General features: G+C 60.3%; 18 protein-coding genes and 1 tRNA gene. 3 read left to right on the top strand and 16 right to left on the bottom strand.

Annotated elements, in window-relative coordinates; all coding sequences use genetic code 11:
- Positions 1–162: 162 nt before the first annotated feature.
- From rfbC to AC0V2Y_RS23290, 7 genes are all read right to left on the bottom strand, one after another.
- The gene (rfbC, locus tag AC0V2Y_RS23320) at positions 163–708 is read right to left on the bottom strand and encodes a dTDP-4-dehydrorhamnose 3,5-epimerase (protein WP_475417862.1); all 546 of its coding nucleotides are present in this window, start codon (positions 706–708) and stop codon (positions 163–165) included.
- A gap of 24 nt (positions 709–732) precedes the next feature.
- The gene (rfbA, locus tag AC0V2Y_RS23315; protein ID WP_475417863.1) at positions 733–1,626 is read right to left on the bottom strand and encodes a glucose-1-phosphate thymidylyltransferase RfbA; all 894 of its coding nucleotides are present in this window, start codon (positions 1,624–1,626) and stop codon (positions 733–735) included.
- Positions 1,626–2,705: a dTDP-glucose 4,6-dehydratase gene (rfbB, locus tag AC0V2Y_RS23310; protein ID WP_475417864.1), complete on the bottom strand. Its 1,080-nt coding sequence runs from the start codon at positions 2,703–2,705 to the stop codon at positions 1,626–1,628. Before rfbB ends, rfbA begins: the two co-directional genes overlap by 1 nt.
- Positions 2,706–2,755: 50 nt before the next feature.
- Positions 2,756–4,219 (bottom strand): undecaprenyl-phosphate galactose phosphotransferase WbaP, encoded by a 1,464-nt coding sequence (wbaP, locus tag AC0V2Y_RS23305; protein ID WP_475417865.1) that lies wholly within the window; start codon positions 4,217–4,219, stop codon positions 2,756–2,758.
- 76 nt (positions 4,220–4,295) lie between these two features.
- A complete protein-coding gene (locus tag AC0V2Y_RS23300) occupies positions 4,296–5,714 on the bottom strand; it encodes a mannose-1-phosphate guanylyltransferase/mannose-6-phosphate isomerase (RefSeq protein WP_475417866.1) in 1,419 nt (472 codons plus the stop codon).
- A gap of 238 nt (positions 5,715–5,952) precedes the next feature.
- Positions 5,953–6,312, bottom strand: a complete 360-nt coding sequence (locus tag AC0V2Y_RS23295) for a diacylglycerol kinase (RefSeq protein ID WP_475417867.1) — start codon at positions 6,310–6,312, stop codon at positions 5,953–5,955.
- Positions 6,313–6,614: 302 nt separating this feature from the next.
- Entirely contained in the window at positions 6,615–6,854 is a 240-nt protein-coding gene (locus AC0V2Y_RS23290; protein WP_139143361.1) for a hypothetical protein, read from the bottom strand.
- Positions 6,855–7,152: 298 nt separating this feature from the next.
- Here AC0V2Y_RS23290 and AC0V2Y_RS23285 point away from each other — a divergent pair.
- The 3 genes from AC0V2Y_RS23285 (at position 7,153) to galE (ending at position 9,169) form a co-directional block, all read left to right on the top strand.
- Positions 7,153–7,226, top strand: a tRNA-Gly gene (locus AC0V2Y_RS23285).
- A gap of 92 nt (positions 7,227–7,318) precedes the next feature.
- Positions 7,319–7,999 (top strand): tRNA (guanosine(46)-N7)-methyltransferase TrmB, encoded by a 681-nt coding sequence (gene trmB / locus AC0V2Y_RS23280; protein WP_475417868.1) that lies wholly within the window; start codon positions 7,319–7,321, stop codon positions 7,997–7,999.
- 150 nt (positions 8,000–8,149) lie between these two features.
- Positions 8,150–9,169, top strand: coding sequence for a UDP-glucose 4-epimerase GalE (galE, locus tag AC0V2Y_RS23275; RefSeq protein WP_475417869.1), 1,020 nt, complete (start codon positions 8,150–8,152; stop codon positions 9,167–9,169).
- A 16-nt stretch (positions 9,170–9,185) separates the two neighbouring features.
- Here the strand turns inward: galE and rfbD are convergent, their stop codons facing one another.
- The 9 genes from rfbD to AC0V2Y_RS23230 all read right to left on the bottom strand — a co-directional run.
- Positions 9,186–10,058 (bottom strand): dTDP-4-dehydrorhamnose reductase, encoded by an 873-nt coding sequence (rfbD, locus tag AC0V2Y_RS23270; protein WP_475417870.1) that lies wholly within the window; start codon positions 10,056–10,058, stop codon positions 9,186–9,188.
- 293 nt (positions 10,059–10,351) lie between these two features.
- Entirely contained in the window at positions 10,352–11,638 is a 1,287-nt protein-coding gene (locus tag AC0V2Y_RS23265) for a Glu/Leu/Phe/Val family dehydrogenase (protein ID WP_034785857.1), read from the bottom strand.
- A 277-nt stretch (positions 11,639–11,915) separates the two neighbouring features.
- The gene (locus tag AC0V2Y_RS23260) at positions 11,916–12,896 is read right to left on the bottom strand and encodes a LysR family transcriptional regulator (protein WP_475417871.1); all 981 of its coding nucleotides are present in this window, start codon (positions 12,894–12,896) and stop codon (positions 11,916–11,918) included.
- A 44-nt stretch (positions 12,897–12,940) separates the two neighbouring features.
- Positions 12,941–13,426, bottom strand: coding sequence for a hypothetical protein (locus tag AC0V2Y_RS23255; protein WP_475417872.1), 486 nt, complete (start codon positions 13,424–13,426; stop codon positions 12,941–12,943).
- The gene (gene recQ / locus AC0V2Y_RS23250) at positions 13,423–15,246 is read right to left on the bottom strand and encodes a DNA helicase RecQ (protein ID WP_475417873.1); all 1,824 of its coding nucleotides are present in this window, start codon (positions 15,244–15,246) and stop codon (positions 13,423–13,425) included. The genes AC0V2Y_RS23255 and recQ overlap by 4 nt, the downstream gene beginning before the upstream one ends.
- A 6-nt stretch (positions 15,247–15,252) precedes the next feature.
- Positions 15,253–16,098 (bottom strand): undecaprenyl-diphosphate phosphatase, encoded by an 846-nt coding sequence (locus AC0V2Y_RS23245; RefSeq protein ID WP_475417874.1) that lies wholly within the window; start codon positions 16,096–16,098, stop codon positions 15,253–15,255.
- Between the two features lie 156 nt (positions 16,099–16,254).
- Positions 16,255–17,403, bottom strand: a complete 1,149-nt coding sequence (locus AC0V2Y_RS23240) for an MFS transporter (protein WP_475417875.1) — start codon at positions 17,401–17,403, stop codon at positions 16,255–16,257.
- Between the two features lie 33 nt (positions 17,404–17,436).
- Positions 17,437–18,207 (bottom strand): DeoR/GlpR family DNA-binding transcription regulator, encoded by a 771-nt coding sequence (locus tag AC0V2Y_RS23235; RefSeq protein ID WP_475417876.1) that lies wholly within the window; start codon positions 18,205–18,207, stop codon positions 17,437–17,439.
- 96 nt (positions 18,208–18,303) lie between these two features.
- Positions 18,304–18,849, bottom strand: a 546-nt coding sequence (locus AC0V2Y_RS23230; protein ID WP_475418376.1) for a LysR substrate-binding domain-containing protein, incomplete at its 5' end; no start/stop codon positions are given.

Genomic DNA, 18,849 nt, shown 5'->3' with positions numbered 1-18,849 from the left:
GAGATTGGTGAGAATCATCTGCCTGCGGTCGAGCGCAATGATTTCTCACAATCCTTGCAAGCTAGGTTCCAGCTCGTAGCCAACCTGAATGGTCTTTTCTGTAACCAAGGATCCGCCTCATATTTTTTCTCGTAATGATAGCGCGGCTATATTGCGTACCGCTTAGGCGAAGACGTCCGCATTGGCCAATAGGGTGCCGGCTTTGTCCTTGCCTGACAATAGCGGCTCGCCATCGAGTGGCCAATCGATTCCGATGGCTGGGTCGTTCCACAGGATGCTGCGCTCGAACTCTGGCGCCCAATAGTCGGTCGTCTTGTACAGAAATTCGGCGTTGTCACTGGTCACAACAAAGCCGTGCGCAAAGCCTTCCGGTATCCACAACTGGCGTTTGTTGGCTGCTGATAAAGTCACGCCGACCCAGTGTCCGAAGGTTGCGGAGCTTTTGCGCAGGTCGACGGCCACATCGAACACCTCCCCTGCGGTCACACGTACCAGCTTGCCCTGCGGTTGCTGGATTTGATAGTGCAGGCCGCGCAAGACGTCTTTGGCTGATTTGGAATGATTGTCCTGTACGAAGTCGCGCGTGACGCCGGTCAGTTCGGTAAAACGCTTCTGGTTGAAGCTTTCGTAGAAGAAGCCGCGGTCATCGCCGAACACGGTCGGTTCGATGATCAGGACATCAGGTATGGCGGTGGTTTGAATTTGCATGGTGTGAAATGAGCCGTTCAGGCGTTAGTATATTTTTTCTTCGAGCAGGCGCAGCAGATACTGGCCGTAAGCGTTCTTTTTCAAGGGTTGCGCCAATGCCTCTAGTTTGGCAGCGTCGATATAGCCGCGACGGTAGGCGATTTCTTCAGGGCAGGCGACTTTCAGACCTTGACGGTTCTCGATGGTGGCGATGAACTGGCCCGCCTCCAGCAAGGACTCATGCGTGCCGGTATCGAGCCAAGCCATGCCACGGCCCATCAGCTCGACTGTCAACTGCCCGCGTTCCAGATAGGTGCGGTTGACGTCGGTGATTTCCAGCTCGCCACGTGGTGACGGAACGATGCCGGCAGCGATATCGCACACCTGGCTGTCGTAGAAATACAGGCCGGTGACGGCGTAGTTCGATTTTGGCTTGAGTGGCTTCTCTTCAATGCTGATAGCGCGCCGTTGCTCATCGAAGTCGACCACGCCATAGCGTTCCGGATCGTGTACGTGATAGGCAAATACGGTCGAGCCGCTGGTGCGTGCCGAGGCTTCACGTAACTGCGATTCAAAGTCGTGACCGTAATAGATGTTGTCGCCCAAAATCAGGGCCGATGGTGCATCGCCGACAAATTCCTTGCCGATGATGAAGGCCTGTGCGAGTCCATCCGGGCTGGGCTGCACAGCGTAGCTTAGGCGGATACCCCACTGGCTGCCGTCGCCCAGCAATTCCTGGAAGCGCGGTGTATCTTGTGGTGTAGAAATGATCAGGATGTCGCGTATGCCGGCCAGCATCAGGGTGGTCAGCGGATAGTAGATCATCGGTTTGTCATACACGGGCAGCAGCTGCTTCGACACGGCCATGGTGACGGGGTACAGGCGCGTGCCGGAACCGCCAGCCAGGATGATGCCCTTGCGTTCGATGGCGGCCCCCATTATTTCTGCTCCAGTGCCGTATCGCGTGCCCCGTAGTTTTTCTCCACCCACTTCAGGTAGTCGCCCGATTGGACGTCGCGTACCCAGGCCTGGTTGTCCAGATACCACTGCACGGTCTTGCGAATGCCGGTAGCGAAGGTTTCGGCCGGCTTCCAGCCCAGTTCTCGTTCGATCTTGCGCGCATCGATGGCATAGCGGCGGTCGTGGCCCGGGCGATCCTGCACATAGGTGATTTGTTCGCGATAGCTGCCCGATGCCTTGGGATCGAGCGTATCGAGGATGTCGCACAAGGTATGCACGACGTCCAGATTGGCCATTTCATTCCAGCCGCCAACATTGTAGACCTCGCCCAGGCGCCCCGCTTCCAGCACGCGGCGGATCGCCGAGCAATGGTCGCCCACGTACAGCCAGTCGCGCACTTGCATGCCATCGCCATAGATAGGCAAGGCTTTGCCGGCACGGGCATTGCTGATGATGAGCGGAATCAGTTTTTCCGGGAAATGGAAGGAACCATAATTGTTCGAACAGTTGGTGGTGAGCACTGGCATGCCATACGTATGGAAATACGCGCGCACCAGATGGTCGGAGGCCGCTTTCGATGCGGAGTACGGGCTGTTGGGTGCATATGGCGTTGTTTCCGTGAATGGCGGGTCATGCGGTCCCAGGGTGCCATACACTTCATCGGTCGAGACGTGCAGGAAGCGGAAGCCATCCTTGGCTTCGCCCGTCAGGCCGGACCAGTAAGCGCGTGCGGCTTCGAGCAGACTGAAGGTACCATTGACGTTGGTCGAAATGAATTCGCCGGGGCTATGGATCGAACGATCGACATGGCTCTCTGCGGCAAAATGCACGATGGCGCGTGGCTGGTGTTCTGCCAACAGGCGGGAGATGTGGGCGGTGTCGCAAATATCGCCGCGTACAAAGATATGCCGGGGGTCCTGTTCCAGGCTTGCCAGATTGCTGAGATTGCCAGCATAGGTCAGTTTGTCAAAATTGATCACGGGCTCATCGTTGAGCGCCAGCCAGTCGCGTACAAAATTGGAACCGATGAAGCCGGCGCCGCCAGTCACTAAAATCATGCTGTTATCCTTTTCTTGCTTGTAAATTACTAAATTTGTAGACTGCGTTGTTAATACGCGCCATCTTTCTTGAAAATGACTTTAACCGTTTTCAACAGGATGACAATGTCATTGAATAGAGACCAGTTCTTGACATACCAGGCATCGAGATAGACACGCGTATCGTAGCTGACGTCGTTCCTGCCGCTGACTTGCCATAGACCCGTGACCCCGGGCTTGGCTTCAAGGTAATAGTCGATCTGGTTGCCATAACGTTCCAGTTCGGCATCGACAACCGGCCGCGGACCGACCAGGCTCATCTCGCCTTTCAGTACGTTCCATAGTTGCGGCAATTCATCAAGGCTGGTCCGGCGCAGGAAGTGGCCGATCGAGGTGATGCGAGGGTCGTTTTTCAGCTTGAAGTCACGGTCCCATTCGGCACGGGCTTCAGGATCGCGCTCCAGTAGCTCCTTGAGCAAGACGTCGGCATTCACGGCCATGGTGCGGAACTTGTAGCAGAGAAAATGCTTGCCATTCTGGCCCACGCGTTTGTGGCCGTAGAAGATGGGACGACCCGATGCCATGACCTTGGCCGCGATCCACAGCAAGATGGGGGCGCCGACGATCATCACGCAGATCGAGGCCGTCAGATCAAAGCAGCGTTTAATCAGTTGCAAACCTGGCCGCGCCAGATTGTTGCGCATGGTCAGCAGCAAGACTTCATGTGTAAAGAAATGGTTGACTTCCATGCCGTACAGGGGCAGGCCGCGTACGGCTGGCACCACTTGCATATTGGCAACGCAACGGCTGACCTGCTGGATCATGCCCTGATAAGCGTCAATGCCGCCCTGTTCCAGCGCGACAACCGTATGCGGATCGCCCAGCAGCTTGAGTGTTTGTTCCGGACTCTGACCCAACGAAATGCAGGGCACAACCTGCTTGCTGCGATTCACATAGTGATGTTCCAGGCGGTCTTGGCCTTCCGGTATCAGGAATGCAATCAGACGATAGCCCATCAACGCTTCCTCATCGAAGGCACGCGCAGTTTGCAAGGCATTATCACCCCATCCGATGATGACCATGGGGCGTATCCAGCCGCCCGCCTTCATCAACAGGTATTTGACCAGGCCGCGCAGCAGCAAGGCACAGCACGGCACCAGCAACCAGGTAGCCAGCAGCGCTTCGCGCGAGGAGTCGCGTTTGTCGAGGAAGACCAGGGCCGCGTCAATCAGGCCCATGACCATGGCGATTTTCAGGATTTCCTTGATTTCATTCGAGTATGGACGGCGTTTGGCATGATGGCCCTTCAGCTTGAAGATCGCCACAGTGACCACGGAGAGCAGGCTGTAACTGAGCAGGCGCGAGCTATCCAGCCCGAAGCTGTTCAAGCCGGTGGCATCGAGCGTCCATTTGCCAGCGAGCCAGAATGCCATGAACATGGCCAGTGCATCGGCAAAGGTGAGAAAATATTTTTCTGCCCTGCTGCTGCAATACCATTTCACTTCTTGTACAAAGATGCCTTCGATTGGTTTCATGATGACTTGCTTAACCTTATAAACTTCAGTGTGAATTCTTGCGGTGCTGCATGCAGGGTGATTGTGTCCTGCTCGGTCAAGCGCGGCCGTAGCGGTCTTCAAATCGGACGATATCGTCTTCCCCAAGGTAGCTACCCGATTGAATTTCAATCAGTTCCAGCGGTAGCTTGCCCGGGTTGGCCAGGGAGTGGACGATGCCGAGGGGAATATAGGTAGACTGGTTTTCGGTCAGCAAATATTCCTTGTCGCCATTGGTGATCTGGGCCGTGCCGGAGACCACGATCCAGTGCTCGGCGCGGTGGTGATGCATTTGCAATGACAGCTTGGCGCCAGGCTTGACCGTGATCCGCTTGACCTGAAAACGTTCGCCATTGCCGATGGAATCATAGGAGCCCCATGGACGGAAGACTTCACGGTGCATGGTGGCCTCGGGACGCTCCCTGGCGACCAGTTGTGCGACCATGGTTTTGGTCTGTTGTGCCTGATCCGCATCCATGACCAGCACGGCGTCGGCGGTTTCCACGATAACGGTATTGCGCATGCCGATTGCAGTGACCAGGCGGCTACTGCTGTGCACCAGGCAATCGTTGCAATCCTGGATCAGCACGTCGCCTTGGGTGCTATTCTGGCTGGCATCCTTTTCCGCCACGTCGAATACGGCTTTCCAGGAGCCGATATCATTCCAGCCGGCATCAAGGGCGATGGTAGCCGCATGGCTGGTGCGTTCCATGACGGCGTAGTCAACGGCGATATCGGGGCTGGCGGCGTAGGCATCCTTGTCAAGGCGAATGAAGTCGAGGTCGCTTTTCGCGGCGGCGATGGCAGCGCGGCACGCGGCCAGGACGGCGGGCTGGAACTGTGCCAGCTCTTCCAGGTAGCGGCTGGCGCGGAACAGGAACATGCCGCTGTTCCAGAAGTAATCGCCGCTGGCAATATATTGTTCTGCCAGCGCCAAGGCTGGTTTTTCCACGAATTCAAGTACGCGCTGGACCTGGCCCGCAGCGGCGCCTTCGGCGCGAATATAGCCGTACCCTGTTTCCGCTCCCGTTGGCGTGATGCCGAAAGTGAGTAACTGACCCGCCTCTGCGGCAGTACGCGCCAGCGCGATGGCGCGATGGAAAGCCGGGGTATCCAAAATGACGTGGTCCGATGGCAGCACCAGCAGTAACGGATCTTCGCCATTCTCCATCGCATGCAAGGCGGCTGAAGCGATCGCCGGCGCCGTATTGCGGCGCATGGGCTCAAGTAACATGCGGCTATTTTCCAGGCCGATCTCACGCACTTGCTCCGCGACAATGAAACGCGAGGAGTCGTTGCATACCAGCAGTGCTGGCGACACAGTGTGGATGCCGGCCAGGCGCTGCAGCGTCTGTTGCAGCATGCTGCCCTGCGTCGACAAGCGCAGAAACTGCTTGGGAAAGGCCTCGCGTGACAGCGGCCATAAACGTGTGCCCGAACCACCACAAAGAATTACGGGTAAGAGGGAAATAGTCATTTGTGCTTCAATTTAAATTTAATATTGGATAGAGCAGAGTAATCCGTCATGTATTAAAACTTACCCGGCTTGTCGCACTCTTATACGGCGGCGTACGTGCTAGAAAAAAGTCAATATTGCCAGTCGGGGCAATATTTTAATGAATTATAGAAATCTTTGTATTTTGTATAGTCTCTATAGACTCTGACAGGTGCGCACTCCAGCGCGCCTTGTATTGTAGTTTGCTGCCCAGATATTTCTACTTGGCACACAACGTTTCAAGCAAAAAAGCAACAAACACGCCCACAGCCGTCATGCTGAGAAGCAACACTGCTCCTGCTGCGCAGTCCTTGGCAATCTTGATGCTGGGATGCAGGGATGGGTGGAGGTGATCGATCAGATGTTCCAGCGCGGTATTAAACAATTCCGCAGCCAGAACCATGCCGCAATTGAGCAACAGCAAGGCCCACCATATCAAGGCAGGTTTGCACCAGGAGAGTACGATAAGCACCATCAGGGCAGCCAGGCATTGCAGGCGAAAGCTCGACTCCATGCGGAATGCAGCGCTCATCCCCTGCAGGGCAAATCCCATGCGCTTGAAGAAGGGCTGATTCTTCATGGTAACTGAAGGGAGGTTGCGGGATATTTCAATGGCATGAAAGCGGATCTCTTAATGAATAGATGAGGATCGCAGGCGTGACCATACGATATGACATCATTCGTCCATAGCAGAAAGATTGCTGCCAATCTTTTTGATGTTTGATAAAAAGTAAAAAAGCCCATTTTCAAATGAAAAGGGCTTTTTTTTGCAACAGTCAATATATTTGACTATGTCAACTATTGCGGCACCAGGCCGTCACCTTTCGGCTCGACATCAAGCTGCAGGCTGGGCCTACCTGTCGCTGCCTGGGCAGCCAGGTATTAATGGTGGGTTGGGGTGGTGTGCGCGGTGGTCGAATCCGAGCTGGCAGCACCGGCCACAACGGCAACTGCTGCGCCGATTGCGATCATGGTGCTGACGCTCAGGCCGGCAACGGTGGTGCCGGCAGCGGCGCCAGCTGCTGGAGCAGCGGCTGCTGGAGCAGGAGCTGGTGCCGATTGAGCCATGGCTTGCGCGGAAGCGAAGCACAGGATTGCCGAAGCGATCAGAATTTTCTTCATGGGATATCCTTTTAGGTTGAACAGCGGGAATGCTAAACTGTCACGCGATTGTAGCAACATTTCTTCTGCTAGTCTGTGCCACACAGTTCATGGCAACAATAATTTATTCTATTTTAGCCGTATACCGGACCAATCACCGTCCCTGGCTGCCCGCGACGTTGTTCTCTATCAACAAAACACTGGCGTGCCGATGCGATCCTATGTGTTTTTTGTCAAAGATCGCAAGAATTCCTGATGAATTCGAAAGCAACCCACAAGTTTGCCAAGTCCTTGCCATCCCGCGTAAAATGCAGGCTTCGCGGGTGTAGCTCAATGGTAGAGCAGAAGCTTCCCAAGCTTACGACGAGGGTTCGATTCCCTTCACCCGCTCCATTTTCCGCTGGCGCCTGGCTTTGTGCGGCGCCGCCACTATTTTCTTCATTCCCATGTCCTCTGATACCCCAGCAAACGGCCCGGCGCGGCCGATGATGTACGATCCGACCGAACACCGCATCCGCAGCTTCGTGACCCGCGCGGGACGGCTGTCTGTCGCGCAGGCGCGCGCGCTCGAGACCTTGGGACCGCAGTTCCTGTTGCCTTTCGCCAAGGAATCCATGGACTTCGAGCAGGTGTTCGGGCGCAAGGCGCCGGTCATCCTGGAAATCGGTTTCGGCATGGGCGCGACGACGGCGCATATCGCGAAAGCCATGCCGGAGAAGGATTTCATCGGTGTCGAAGTGCACACGCCTGGTGTGGGCAGCCTGTTGAAGCTGATCGGCGAAGAGTCGCTGACGAATCTGCGCCTGCTGCAGCATGATGCCGTGGAAGTGCTGACGCACATGATTCCCGCCAATTCCCTGGCCGGCATCCACGTGTTCTTCCCTGATCCATGGCACAAGGCGCGCCACAACAAGCGCCGGTTGATCCAGTCGCCTTTTGTTCAGCAATTGACCGACCGCCTGGCGCCGGGCGGCTATCTGCATTGCGCCACCGATTGGGAAGATTACGCGGTACAAATGCTGGAAGTGCTGGGCGCCGAGCCGCAGTTGCGCAATAGCGCCGACGCTTATGCGCCGCAGCCGGCGTATCGTCCGCTGACCAAGTTTGAAAACCGTGGCTTGAAGCTGGGCCATGGCGTGTGGGACCTGGTGTTCATCAAGAAGTAACTTTGGCGGTTTGCCCACCTGTGCCGTGTGCACGAGATCAAGCCTGCCGCGGCGACGCCGCAGGCTTTTTTCATGCGCGCTTTATCGTGTGCTGGCTAGGCAAAGTGGGTGAATTACGGTAGTCTTATCTTTTTTGCATTGATTGATATTATGTCCAAGAAAATACTCGTGACCGGCGCATCCGGTTTCATCGGTTCGCATACCTGTGTCGAATTGCTGGCTGCCGGCTTTGACGTCGTCGCGGTGGATAATCTGTGCAATAGCGCGCGCGAAGCGATGGTGCGCGTGGAGCGCATCTCCGGCAAAAGCGTGCCCTTCTATGAAGCGGACGTGCGCGACCGCGCGGCCATGGCCGCCGTCTTGCGTGAGCACGCCATCGATGCGGTGATCCACTTCGCCGGCTTGAAAGCAGTGGGCGAGTCCGTGGCCCAGCCGTTGATGTACATGGACAACAATGTGTCGGGCACCGTGGCGCTGCTGGAAGTGCTGGCGGCGGCGAATGTGAAGCGTTTTGTGTTCAGTTCGTCGGCCACCGTGTATGGCGATCCGGAAGCCTTGCCGATCCTGGAATCGTCGCGCCTGTCCGTGACCAACCCGTATGGCCGCTCCAAGCTGATGGTCGAGCAGATACTGGCCGATCTCGTGCATGCCGATGCGCAGTGGCAAGTCGGCGTGCTACGCTACTTTAATCCCGTCGGCGCGCATGCCAGCGGCTTGATCGGTGAAGATCCGGCCGGCATCCCGAACAATCTGATGCCCTTCATCGCCCAGGTGGCAGTGGGCCGCCGCGAGCGCCTGGCCGTGTTTGGCAACGACTACGATACGCCGGACGGCACGGGCGTGCGCGACTACATCCACGTGGTCGACCTGGCGCTGGGCCATGTGGCGGCGTTGAACCGCCTGTTCTCCACCGAGGGCGGCTTTACCGTCAACCTGGGCACAGGACACGGCTATAGCGTGCTCGACACCGTGCGCGCCTTCGAGGCGGCCAGCGGCCGCAAGGTCCCCTACGACATCGTGCCGCGCCGCCCTGGCGACATCGCCAGCTGCTACGCCTCGGCCGACAAGGCGAAGCAATTGCTGGGCTGGCAAGCGCAGAAAAACATCGACGACATGTGCCGCGACCACTGGCGCTGGCAGCACCAGAATCCGCAAGGCTATCTTGCCTGAGAGATGGCCGATGTATTCAGTTTTGGCATAGCACTAATGCGTCATGCCAGTTGGGTAAGCCGCAGAAAGTCTCCATCAGTTTCTGCGACGACAATACCGAATTGGCAGGTCGCTGTGCCGGGACCGGATACTCGGATGCCAATATGGGTGTCAGCTGCGGCTTTTTTGTGACCGATGCATGGGCCATGATCGCTTCTGCGAAGCCAAACCACGTGGTTTTTCCTTGTGCCGTCAAATGGTAGAGCCCGGAATGCTCGTCCCACCACGCTTGCTGGTCGGCGGTGGCCAGGCTTTGCGCGACGATATGCGCGGTGGTGTCGGCAATGGTACGGCTCCATGTCGGCGCGCCGAATTGATCTGACACGATATTGAGCGCGTCGCGCTCCTGGGCCAGACGGCGCATGGTGAGCAGGAAGTTTTTGCCATGCGTGCTATATACCCAGCTGGTGCGTAGGATAAGGTGGGCGACGCCCGTGGCCTGAATGGCTTGTTCGCCCGCCAGCTTGCTGCTGCCGTAAACATTCACTGGACAGGTAGGATCAGTTTCCAGATAGGCACTGTCCTTGCTCCCGTCGAACACGTAGTCGGTACTGTAATGTATCAGTGTGGCGCCAAGCTTTTTGGCTTCCTCTGCCATGACGCCAGGGGCTTCGCCATTGATGCGCAGTGCAAGTTCCGGTTCGCGTTCCGCCTGGTCGACTGCGGTATAGGCGGCAGGGTTGACGATCAACGTAGGCTTCACACTGCGAATGACGTCCCGCACCTGTTGCAGATTACTCAAATCCATTTGACTGCGATCAAGCGCGATGATTTCTCCCAAGCCTTGCAGGCTGCGTTCGAGCTCATAGCCAACCTGGCCAGTTCTTCCGGAGATTAAAATTCGGCTCATGAATATTCCTGTTTATATTGGTGCCAATAGTATGCCTGAATGCGGCTGGATGGAGTGATTCGCCCGCCGATTTTTCAGCGCCTTGTCTGGTCAGCGTTGCCATGCGCTGCCCATACAAAAAATCCCGCTCACACGCAAGTGTGGCGGGATTTTTTTGAGCGCCATTAAACCAATGGCGTCAAAGGTAGTAATGGCGCCTGAAAAATGTCGGGGGCTAGGCGCCGCCCCGAAGACAGTACGCCAGTACGGCGAGGGGCAGGCAACAACGCCCCAGGCATTTTCTCAGGCAGCCATTATGGATACAGGCCGCGTACTTCGCGCGCCTGCAGCACGCGCGTGCACGCCAGGATGAAGGTGGCGGTACGCATCGACACTTTCTTCTCTTGCGACACTTGCCATACGGCGTCGAACGCTTCGCGCATGATGCGGGTCAGGCGGCTGTTGATTTCTTCTTCCGTCCAGAAGAAGCTCGAGAAGTTCTGCGCCCACTCGAAGTAGCTGACGGTCACGCCGCCGGCGTTGGCCAGCACGTCCGGCACGATCAATACGCCGCGGTCGGTAAGGATATCGTCCGCTGCCGGCAGGGTCGGGCCGTTGGCGCCTTCCAGGATGATCTTGGCGCGGATGACTTGTGCGCGTTCAGCCGTGATCTGCTGTTCCAGCGCGGCCGGGATCAGGATGTCGCAATCGATGCCCCAGAAATCTTCGCGCGGCACGAATGCCTCGGCGCCCGGGAAGCCTTCGACGCTGCCCACTTCGGCCACGTGTGCCAGCAGTTGCGGAATGTTCAAGCCGCCGGCATGCACGACGGTGGTCTTGTGGTCTTGTACCGCGACCACTTTCGAGCCGGCTTCAGCGAACATGCGTGCGGCGACGCCGCCCACGTTGCCGAAACCTTGCACGATGACTTTCGCGCCTTCGAGCGACATGCCGACCTTGGCGGCCGCATCGCAACCGACGACGAACACGCCACGGCCCGTCGCATCGCGGCGACCCAGGCTGCCGCCCAGCGAGATCGGTTTACCCGTCACCACGCCGGTCGACATATTGCCGCCGATCATGGCGTAGCTGTCCATCATCCACGCCATGACTTGCTCATTCGTGTTGACGTCCGGCGCCGGGATATCCTTGTTTGGTCCGATGATCATGCTGATCTCGCTCGTGTAACGGCGGGTCAGGCGCTGCAACTCGTTGCGCGACAGGGTCTTCGGATCGACGCGGATACCGCCCTTGGCGCCGCCGTATGGCACGTTGACCGCCGCGTTCTTGACCGTCATCCAGGCCGACAGGGCCATCACTTCCGACAGGGTCACGTCCTGGTGGAAGCGCACGCCGCCTTTACCCGGGCCGCGCGACAGGTTGTGCTGCACGCGGTAGCCTTCGTAGTGGGCAATGGTACCGTCATCGCGCTCGATAGGCACGTCGACCGTCAGGATGCGCTTTGGACGCTTCAGCGTTTCCACCCAGCGCGACAGGTTGCCCAGGTAAGGCGTAACGCGGTCGATCTGCTCGAGGTAGACGCCCCATGGGCCCAGGTCTTCAGGATTGAGGTAGGAAGGAAGTGCGTGCTTGCTGGTCATGCTTGATAAGCTCCTGGACAAAACGGTGGTGTAATGCCGAAAAATCTACTGCGCGTCGTGCTTTGCGGCCGGCGATGCTCGCTGTACCTTCGTACAGCTGCGCTTCTCGGCCACAAATCACTGCCGCTCGCTACGATTTTTCCTGGCATTCAAAAATGCTGTGGTAGGCGCAATCAATTGAGTTGCGCGCAGCGGAACCGCATCGTAGGCGATAGCCTCATGCCCCGGCCAATGCTTTGTGCGCATCCGGTTATGCATTTATTGCATAGATTGGGGGTCAGGATGGAATTGCGGTGAAGGCTGCGCGCCGGCGTTTTTTTCCGCCGCGCGCGGCGCTTTCCTGCGACTGCACCAAGTATTGCCACAGGCTTTCGACGATCTGCTTGCCGGGGCGCAGGCTGGAGGGGCGTTCGCGGTACAAGCGGATTTCCAGCTCGATTTCCCAGCCTGGCGCGCCGCCGTCGGCGCGCGCCAGGTGCTTGTATTTGACGTCGCGCATGACGGCCGATTCGGGCAGGAAGGCGATGCCGCGTCCTTCCAGCGCCATCATTTTCAAGCCTTCGGCCATGTCCGTTTCGTAGCAGGTTTCCAGGAACAGGGGCGCCTTGGCATCGGCCAGCAGCAGTTCCACCATGCGCCCCAGGTAGGCGTTGCTGGTGTAGGAAAGGAAGGGCAGCGGCTCCTTGGCGCTGCCCGGCAGGACGAAGTCCGGCACCTTGTCCTGGCCGCAGCGCGCATACGCACGCAGGGTTTCGCGGCCCATCACCAGCATGTCGTAGCGGCCCGGGTCCAGCTGCACCGGCTGGCGCGGATGGTGATAGCACAGCAGCAGGTCGCAGCCGCCGTCGACCAGTTGCAGCACGGCGTCGTGCACGTTCAGCGCCATCAGGCGGCTGTTGATGGGCGCGAAACCTTCTTCCAGCGCCGTCAGCCACTTCGGCATGAAGGTCAGCGACAGGGTGTGCGGCACGGCGAAATCGACGCTCGTTTGCGTGGCCGCGCGCTTGCCGCGCAACAGGGCGCGCACGCCGTTGATCTGCCCCAGCATTTCCAGCGCCTGCTCGTAGAACACGGCGCCGGCCGGCGTCAGGCGCGTGGGATACGAGGTGCGGTCGACCAGGTCGATGCCGAGCCAGTTTTCCAGCGACTGGATGCGCCGCGAGAATGCCGGCTGGGTGACGTGGCGCAGGGCCGCGGAACGGCTGAAATTATGCGTTTCAGCGAGCGAGATGAAGTCTTCCAGCCATTTGGTTTCCATCGCGGCGGCGTTCTCTTATCAAGGGCAGGGGCTAGGTGGCGTGGTCAGGGCGTATCGGGGGCGGCCGCCGGCTGGTACAGGGCGGCGGGCAGGCCGAAGAAGGACGGCGGACCCAGGGTCGTGCCATCGAGCGAGCCGCCCGCGTTCAGTGCCTTGTTGATGGCCGACAGCAAGGAGCTGCGGTCGGCGAGATTTTTTATCAGCGCGCGCGGGCCGTTGTGGAAGGTATGCTGGGCGATATCCGCGGCGACGACAAAGATCGGTTCGCGGCGCAGGGGGAACTCCACCCATTCGCCGTCCTCATCCTGCGCGCGGAACGTGTCGGGCAGGATCATGTTGTCGGCGCCGGGAAGGTGCGCCGCCAGCACCAGGCCGAAGGCTTCAGGCACCACGTCGGCCAGGCGGCGCACGGTGAGCTCGTCCCGCACCAGGACACGTACTTGCGCTTCCACCGCGTCTTCTGCGTCAGGCTGGGCGCCGAGGATTTTCACGGCCTGATAGATCAGGTCGGACGAGAGTGCTTCCATCAAATCATCTCCAGGATCATGGCGACGATTTCGTCGCCGTACGAGGCCAGTTTTTTCTCGCCCACGCCGCTCACGCCGCGCATCTGCTCGAGCGAGGTGGGTTTGGCCTTGGCGATTTCGCGCAGGGTGGCGTCGACGAAAATCACGTAGGCGGGCACGTTGTGCGTGCGCGCCGTTTCCACGCGCCACCAGCGCAGCTTGTCGAAGATCGCCTGCTCGCTGGTGGACAAATCCGTCTCGACATAGCCCTTCGCCACGCTGGTGCTGCGCTTGCTGGTCTTCACCGGTTTCTGGTATTGGCGCAGCTGCACCTTCTGGCCGCCCTTGAGCACGGGGCGCGAGGCGTCCGTCAGTTTCAGCGAGCTGTATTGTTCATGGTCGACCGAGACGAGGCCCAGCGCGATGGCCTGGCGCAAAATCGATTTCCATTCCGCTTCGCCCAGGTCCGAGCCGATGCCGAAGACGGACAGGGAATCGTGGTGCCAGGTCTTGATGCGTTCGGACTCCACGCCGCGCAGCACGTCGATCACGTGGCCGCCGGCGAAGCGCTGGTCGACGCGGTAGATGGCCGACAGCAGTTTTTGCACGGGCACCGTGCCGTCGAACGACACGGGCGGCACCAGGCAGGTGTCGCAATTGCCGCATGGCGAAGCTGGTTCGCCGAAGTATTCGAGCAGGCGCATACGGCGGCAGCTGAGCGTTTCGCACAGGCCCAGCATGGCGTCGAGTTTGACGCCCAGCACGCGCTTGAAGGTGTCGTCCGCTTCGGATTCGTCGATCATGCGCCGCTGCAGCACCACGTCCTGCAAGCCGTACGCCATCCAGGCGTTGGCGGCCATGCCGTCGCGGCCCGCGCGCCCCGTTTCCTGGTAATAGCCCTCGATGCTTTTTGGCAGATCCAGATGCGCCACGAAGCGCACGTCGGGCTTGTCGATGCCCATGCCGAAGGCGATGGTGGCGACCATGACGATGTTTTCTTCGCGCAGGAAGCGCGCCTGGTTGGCGCTGCGCTTGGCGTACTCCATGCCGGCGTGATAGGGCAGGGCGCGGATGCCGCTCTGGTTCAAAAACTCCGCCGTCTCTTCGACCTTTTTGCGCGACAGGCAGTACACGATGCCGCAGTCGCCCGCGTGTTCCGTGTTGATGAAGTCGAGCAGCTGCTTGCGGCCGTTGGCCTTTTCCACGATCTGGTAGCGGATGTTCGGACGGTCGAAGGACGAGACGAACTGGCGCGCGTCTTCCAGCTGCAGGCGCAGGGCGATTTCGGCGCGCGTCTGCGGGTCGGCCGTGGCCGTGAGCGCGATGCGCGGCACGTCCGGGAACTGTTCGTGCAGCACCGACAGCTTGATGTATTCGGGACGGAAGTCGTGGCCCCACTGGGCCACGCAATGCGCCTCGTCGATGGCGAACAGGGCGATCTTCGAGGCCTGGAACAGGTCCAGGCAGCGCTGCGTCATCAGGCGCTCGGGCGCCACGTATACGACGTCGATGCCGCCCGTGCGCACCAGGCGCTCGATGCGGCTCGCTTCTTCGTAGGTTTGCGTGGAATTGAGGAAGGCGGCGCGCACGCCGACCTCTTCCAGCGCGTCGACCTGGTCCTGCATCAGCGCGATCAGCGGCGAGACGACGACGCCCACGCCATCGCGCAGCAGCGCGGGAATCTGGTAGCACAGCGACTTGCCGCCGCCCGTGGGCATCAGCACCAGCGCGTCGCCGCCATGGCTGACGTGGTCGACGATGTCGGCCTGCTGGCCGCGGAAGGCCGGGTAGCCGAAAACGGTTTGCAGCAGGTGCAGCGCGCGCTGGTTAAGATCTTGATTCATAGTGCCTTATTCTGCCCAAACAACCCAGCCGTAGTGGGCGCTGGCCAACACCAGCAGGCCGAACACGATGCGGTACCAGGCAAAAAACGTGAAGTCGTGCGAGCTGATATAGCGCAGCAGCCAGCGCACGCACAGGAAGGCGGAGATGAAGGCGGACACGGTGCCCAGGCCGAACAGGGGCACGTCGGTGGCCGACAGGATGTCGCGCGCTTTGTACAGCGAGTAGAAGGTGGCCGCCAGCAGGGTCGGGATGGCCAGGAAGAACGAGAATTCGGTGGCCGTCTTGCGCGACAGGCCCAGCAGCATGCCGCCGATGATGGTCGAGCCGGAACGGCTGGTGCCGGGAATCAGCGCGAACGCCTGCGCGCAGCCCACCTTCAGGGCGTCGAACGGCGTCATTTCATCGACCGAATTGACGCGCACGGTGACGGGGTTGGTGCGCGCGCGGCGCTCGACCAGCAAGATGATGATGCCGCCGATGATGAAGGCCATGGCGACCGGTACTGGCTTGAACAGCGCATGCTTGATCATCTTGCCTACGCCTAAGCCGATGATGGCCAGCGGCAGGAAGGCGATGGCCACGTTCAGCACGAACTTGCGCGACTTGGCCTCGCTGCCGAAGGTGGTCAGCACGCTGCCGATGCGCTGGCGGTATTCCCAGCACACGGCCAGGATGGCGCCGGCCTGGATGGCGATCTCGAAGACATCCATGACCTCTTTCGAGACATCCTTGGTAAAGTCGAGCAGGCTGCCGGCCAGGATCAGATGTCCCGTGGACGAAATCGGCAAGAATTCGGTGAAACCTTCGACCAGCCCCATGATGATGGCTTTTAACGCAAGAATGAGATCCATAGATGTATACAAGGGTGTAATTGACAGGATGGGGTGACCGCCTGGCGCCAGCAATGTGCGCGGGGTCGAAGCTTACCACGCCGCAGGCCTGCGGACCTTATTTGGACGCTGTCGGGCGGCGCTTTTTTAGCGCCGTCCGACAGGCGGGAGGGACGATCAGGATGCCTGTTTTGCCGGCGCCACCAGGCGCGCGCTGGCGGCCACCAGCAGCAGGGCGGCGCCCAGCATGGCGAAGGCGATATTCAGACTGGTGGCGTGCGCCACGAAGCCGATCACGGCCGGTCCGGCCAGGATGCCCGCATAGCCGATGGTGGTGATGGCCGCCACGGCCAGGCTGGCCGGCATCGCATGCTGGTTGCCCGCCGCCGTAAACAGGATGGGCACGATGTTTGCCGCACCCAGGCCGATCAGCACGAAGCCGGCCATGGCCAGGCTGGCGTGCGGCGCCAGCACGGCCAGGAAGAAGCCACTGGCCGCGCACAAGCCGCCGAAAGTAAGCACACGCTTGCCGCCAAAGCGGCTGACCACCTTGTCGCCCGTGAAACGGCCTATCGTCATGGCGATGGCGAAGGCGGCGTAGCCGAGGCCGCCCTTGGCTTCCTCCACGCCGCGCGTGGTGGTCAGGAACAGGGCGCTCCAGTCGAGAATCGCGCCTTCGGCCAGGAAGACGATAAAGCACAGCAAGCCGATGAAAATGACGGCGCCGTGCGGCATGACGAACAGCGGCGTCTTTTCGCCGGAGGCGGACGCCGTCGGCAGCAAGTGGCCTTGCGCCGCGCCCAGCACGCCGCACAGCAGCAGCATCACCACCGCGCAGGACCAGGCCGGCGACAGGCCCAGCCACAGCAGCAGGGCCATGCAGGCCGCGCCGGCGAAGCCGCCCACGCTGAACAGCGCGTGAAAACCCGACATCATGGCGCCGCCGTTGGCTTTTTCGATGATCACGGCCTGGATGTTGATGGCCACGTCAAACGTGCCCATGGCCGCGCCGAACACCAGCAGCACCATGCCCAGTTGCAGCGGGCTGGCGGCCAGCGCCAGGCCAGGCAGGATGGCGGTCAGCAGCAGACCTGCGGCGGCGATGACCTTGCGGCAGCCGAAGCGTGCCGTCAGCATGCCCGTAAACGGCATCGCGCACAGCGAGCCGGCGCCCAGGCACAGCAGCAAGACGCCGAGCGTCGCTTCATCGAGGCCCAGGCGCGACTTGGCGTAGGGGACCAGCGGGGCCCAGGCGGCCATGCCGAGGCCGGCGGCGAAGAAGACCAGGCGGGTGGCGCGTTGTTGCAGGGTGCCGGTGAGATGCATGGGGGAGCTTTTCAAGAGTCGGGGTGGATAAGATCAGGCGCGGGCGCGCAAAACTTGCACGCCCAGCCGTTCAAAGGCGGCCACATGGGCAGAGTCGGCATCGGCTTCCAGCACCAGGTGCTGCAGCAAGCCCGTGGCCAGCACGCCGAAGGGCGCGGCCGTGCCCAGCTTGTCGCTGGTGGCGGCCACCACCACGGCCTTGCTGGCGCCGGCGATGCTGCGCTTGAACTCGGCCTCGTCGTAGTTGAACGCCGTCACGCCCGCATCCGCATCGGCGCCGCAGGCACCGAGGAAGCACAAGTCGGGATGCATGCGCTCGACCGTGCGCAGCGCCTGCGGCCCCAGGCTGGCGCCGGCGCGGCGGTCAACCCGGCCGCCAGCCATGATCAGCTCGATCTCGGGACGCTCCATCAGCGCCATGGCGATCGCGGGAGCATTGGTGATGACAGTGAGCGCCAACTCAGGCAAGGCGCTGGCGATGGCCAGGTTGGTCGAGCCCGCATCGAGAAACAGCACCTGGCCCGCGCGCACGAGCGACACGGCCGCCTGCGCCAGGCGCGCCTTGCGTTCCGGCGCTTCCTGCTTGCGCTGTGTCAAGGTGCCGCCGTCGGGCGCCAGCGGCAGGGCGCCGCCATACACGCGCTGGCACAGGCCGGCCGCCGCCATTTCGCGCAGGTCGCGCCGTATCGTGTCTTCGGACACATCGAGCTGGCGCGCCAGGTCCAGCGCCAGGACCCGTCCGTCGGCATGCAATTGTTGCTGGATCAGCGCGTGGCGTTGTTTGAGGAGCAGGGTGGCGGACATGGTTTAGATTAAAACGTGCAGAAATGTGCATGAATATACTCAAACGTGCAAACGCGGTCAATGCTTATCTGCGCGTCACGGCGGCCAACGGCTGGCTTACCGTGCAACCGCAGCGGCCTGCTTGCCTGCCTCTTCCAGCAGCCAGCCGCGAAAGGTCGCCAGGCGCGGCAGGCCTGCGGACTCCGGCCGGTAGACCACGTAGTAGGCCAGCGGCGAAAGAAAAATCATCGCGCCGCACAGGCGTACCAGCCGCCCGGAGGCGATATCGTCATGCGCCATCACGCTGCGCGCCAGCGCCACGCCATGGCCCTCGGCCGCCGCCTGCAGCACCGCCGCCGAATTGTTGATCTTCATGCCGCGCGAGGCGGCGCTATCGCGCACGCCCGCCTTCTGCAGCCACGCTTCCCACGTTGGAAAATCGCCATGGCCATCCATCGACAGGTCGTGAATCAGCGTTTGCCGCGCCAGGTCGGCCGGCTGCCGCAATGGCGCATGCTGTTGCAGAAACGCGGGCGAACACACGGGATAGACTTCTTCATCCATCAATTTGTCGGCGCTCAGTCCCGGCCAGTTGCCGGTGCCGTAGCGCACGCCGATATCGATGCGTTGCGAGACGAAATCGACGGGCTTCAGACTGGTATC

The organism is Janthinobacterium sp. BHSEK, assembly GCF_056174685.1.
Note: the sequence above shows the minus strand (reverse complement) of the source record. Positions and strands in the feature narration are given on the sequence as shown.

Bases quoted from the DNA above. Each gene is read 5' to 3' on its own strand.
- rfbC (WP_475417862.1), bottom strand. From the start codon at position 708: ATGCAAATTCAAACCACCGCCATACCTGATGTCCTGATCATCGAACCG.
- rfbA (WP_475417863.1), bottom strand. From the start codon at position 1,626: ATGGGGGCCGCCATCGAACGCAAGGGCATCATCCTGGCTGGCGGTTCC.
- rfbB (WP_475417864.1), bottom strand. From the start codon at position 2,705: ATGATTTTAGTGACTGGCGGCGCCGGCTTCATCGGTTCCAATTTTGTA.
- wbaP (WP_475417865.1), bottom strand. From the start codon at position 4,219: ATGAAACCAATCGAAGGCATCTTTGTACAAGAAGTGAAATGGTATTGC.
- AC0V2Y_RS23300 (WP_475417866.1), bottom strand. From the start codon at position 5,714: ATGACTATTTCCCTCTTACCCGTAATTCTTTGTGGTGGTTCGGGCACA.
- AC0V2Y_RS23295 (WP_475417867.1), bottom strand. From the start codon at position 6,312: ATGAAGAATCAGCCCTTCTTCAAGCGCATGGGATTTGCCCTGCAGGGG.
- AC0V2Y_RS23290 (WP_139143361.1), bottom strand. From the start codon at position 6,854: ATGAAGAAAATTCTGATCGCTTCGGCAATCCTGTGCTTCGCTTCCGCG.
- trmB (WP_475417868.1), top strand. From the start codon at position 7,319: ATGATGTACGATCCGACCGAACACCGCATCCGCAGCTTCGTGACCCGC.
- galE (WP_475417869.1), top strand. From the start codon at position 8,150: ATGTCCAAGAAAATACTCGTGACCGGCGCATCCGGTTTCATCGGTTCG.
- rfbD (WP_475417870.1), bottom strand. From the start codon at position 10,058: ATGAGCCGAATTTTAATCTCCGGAAGAACTGGCCAGGTTGGCTATGAG.
- AC0V2Y_RS23265 (WP_034785857.1), bottom strand. From the start codon at position 11,638: ATGACCAGCAAGCACGCACTTCCTTCCTACCTCAATCCTGAAGACCTG.
- AC0V2Y_RS23260 (WP_475417871.1), bottom strand. From the start codon at position 12,896: ATGGAAACCAAATGGCTGGAAGACTTCATCTCGCTCGCTGAAACGCAT.
- recQ (WP_475417873.1), bottom strand. From the start codon at position 15,246: ATGAATCAAGATCTTAACCAGCGCGCGCTGCACCTGCTGCAAACCGTT.
- AC0V2Y_RS23245 (WP_475417874.1), bottom strand. From the start codon at position 16,098: ATGGATCTCATTCTTGCGTTAAAAGCCATCATCATGGGGCTGGTCGAA.
- AC0V2Y_RS23240 (WP_475417875.1), bottom strand. From the start codon at position 17,403: ATGCATCTCACCGGCACCCTGCAACAACGCGCCACCCGCCTGGTCTTC.
- AC0V2Y_RS23235 (WP_475417876.1), bottom strand. From the start codon at position 18,207: ATGTCCGCCACCCTGCTCCTCAAACAACGCCACGCGCTGATCCAGCAA.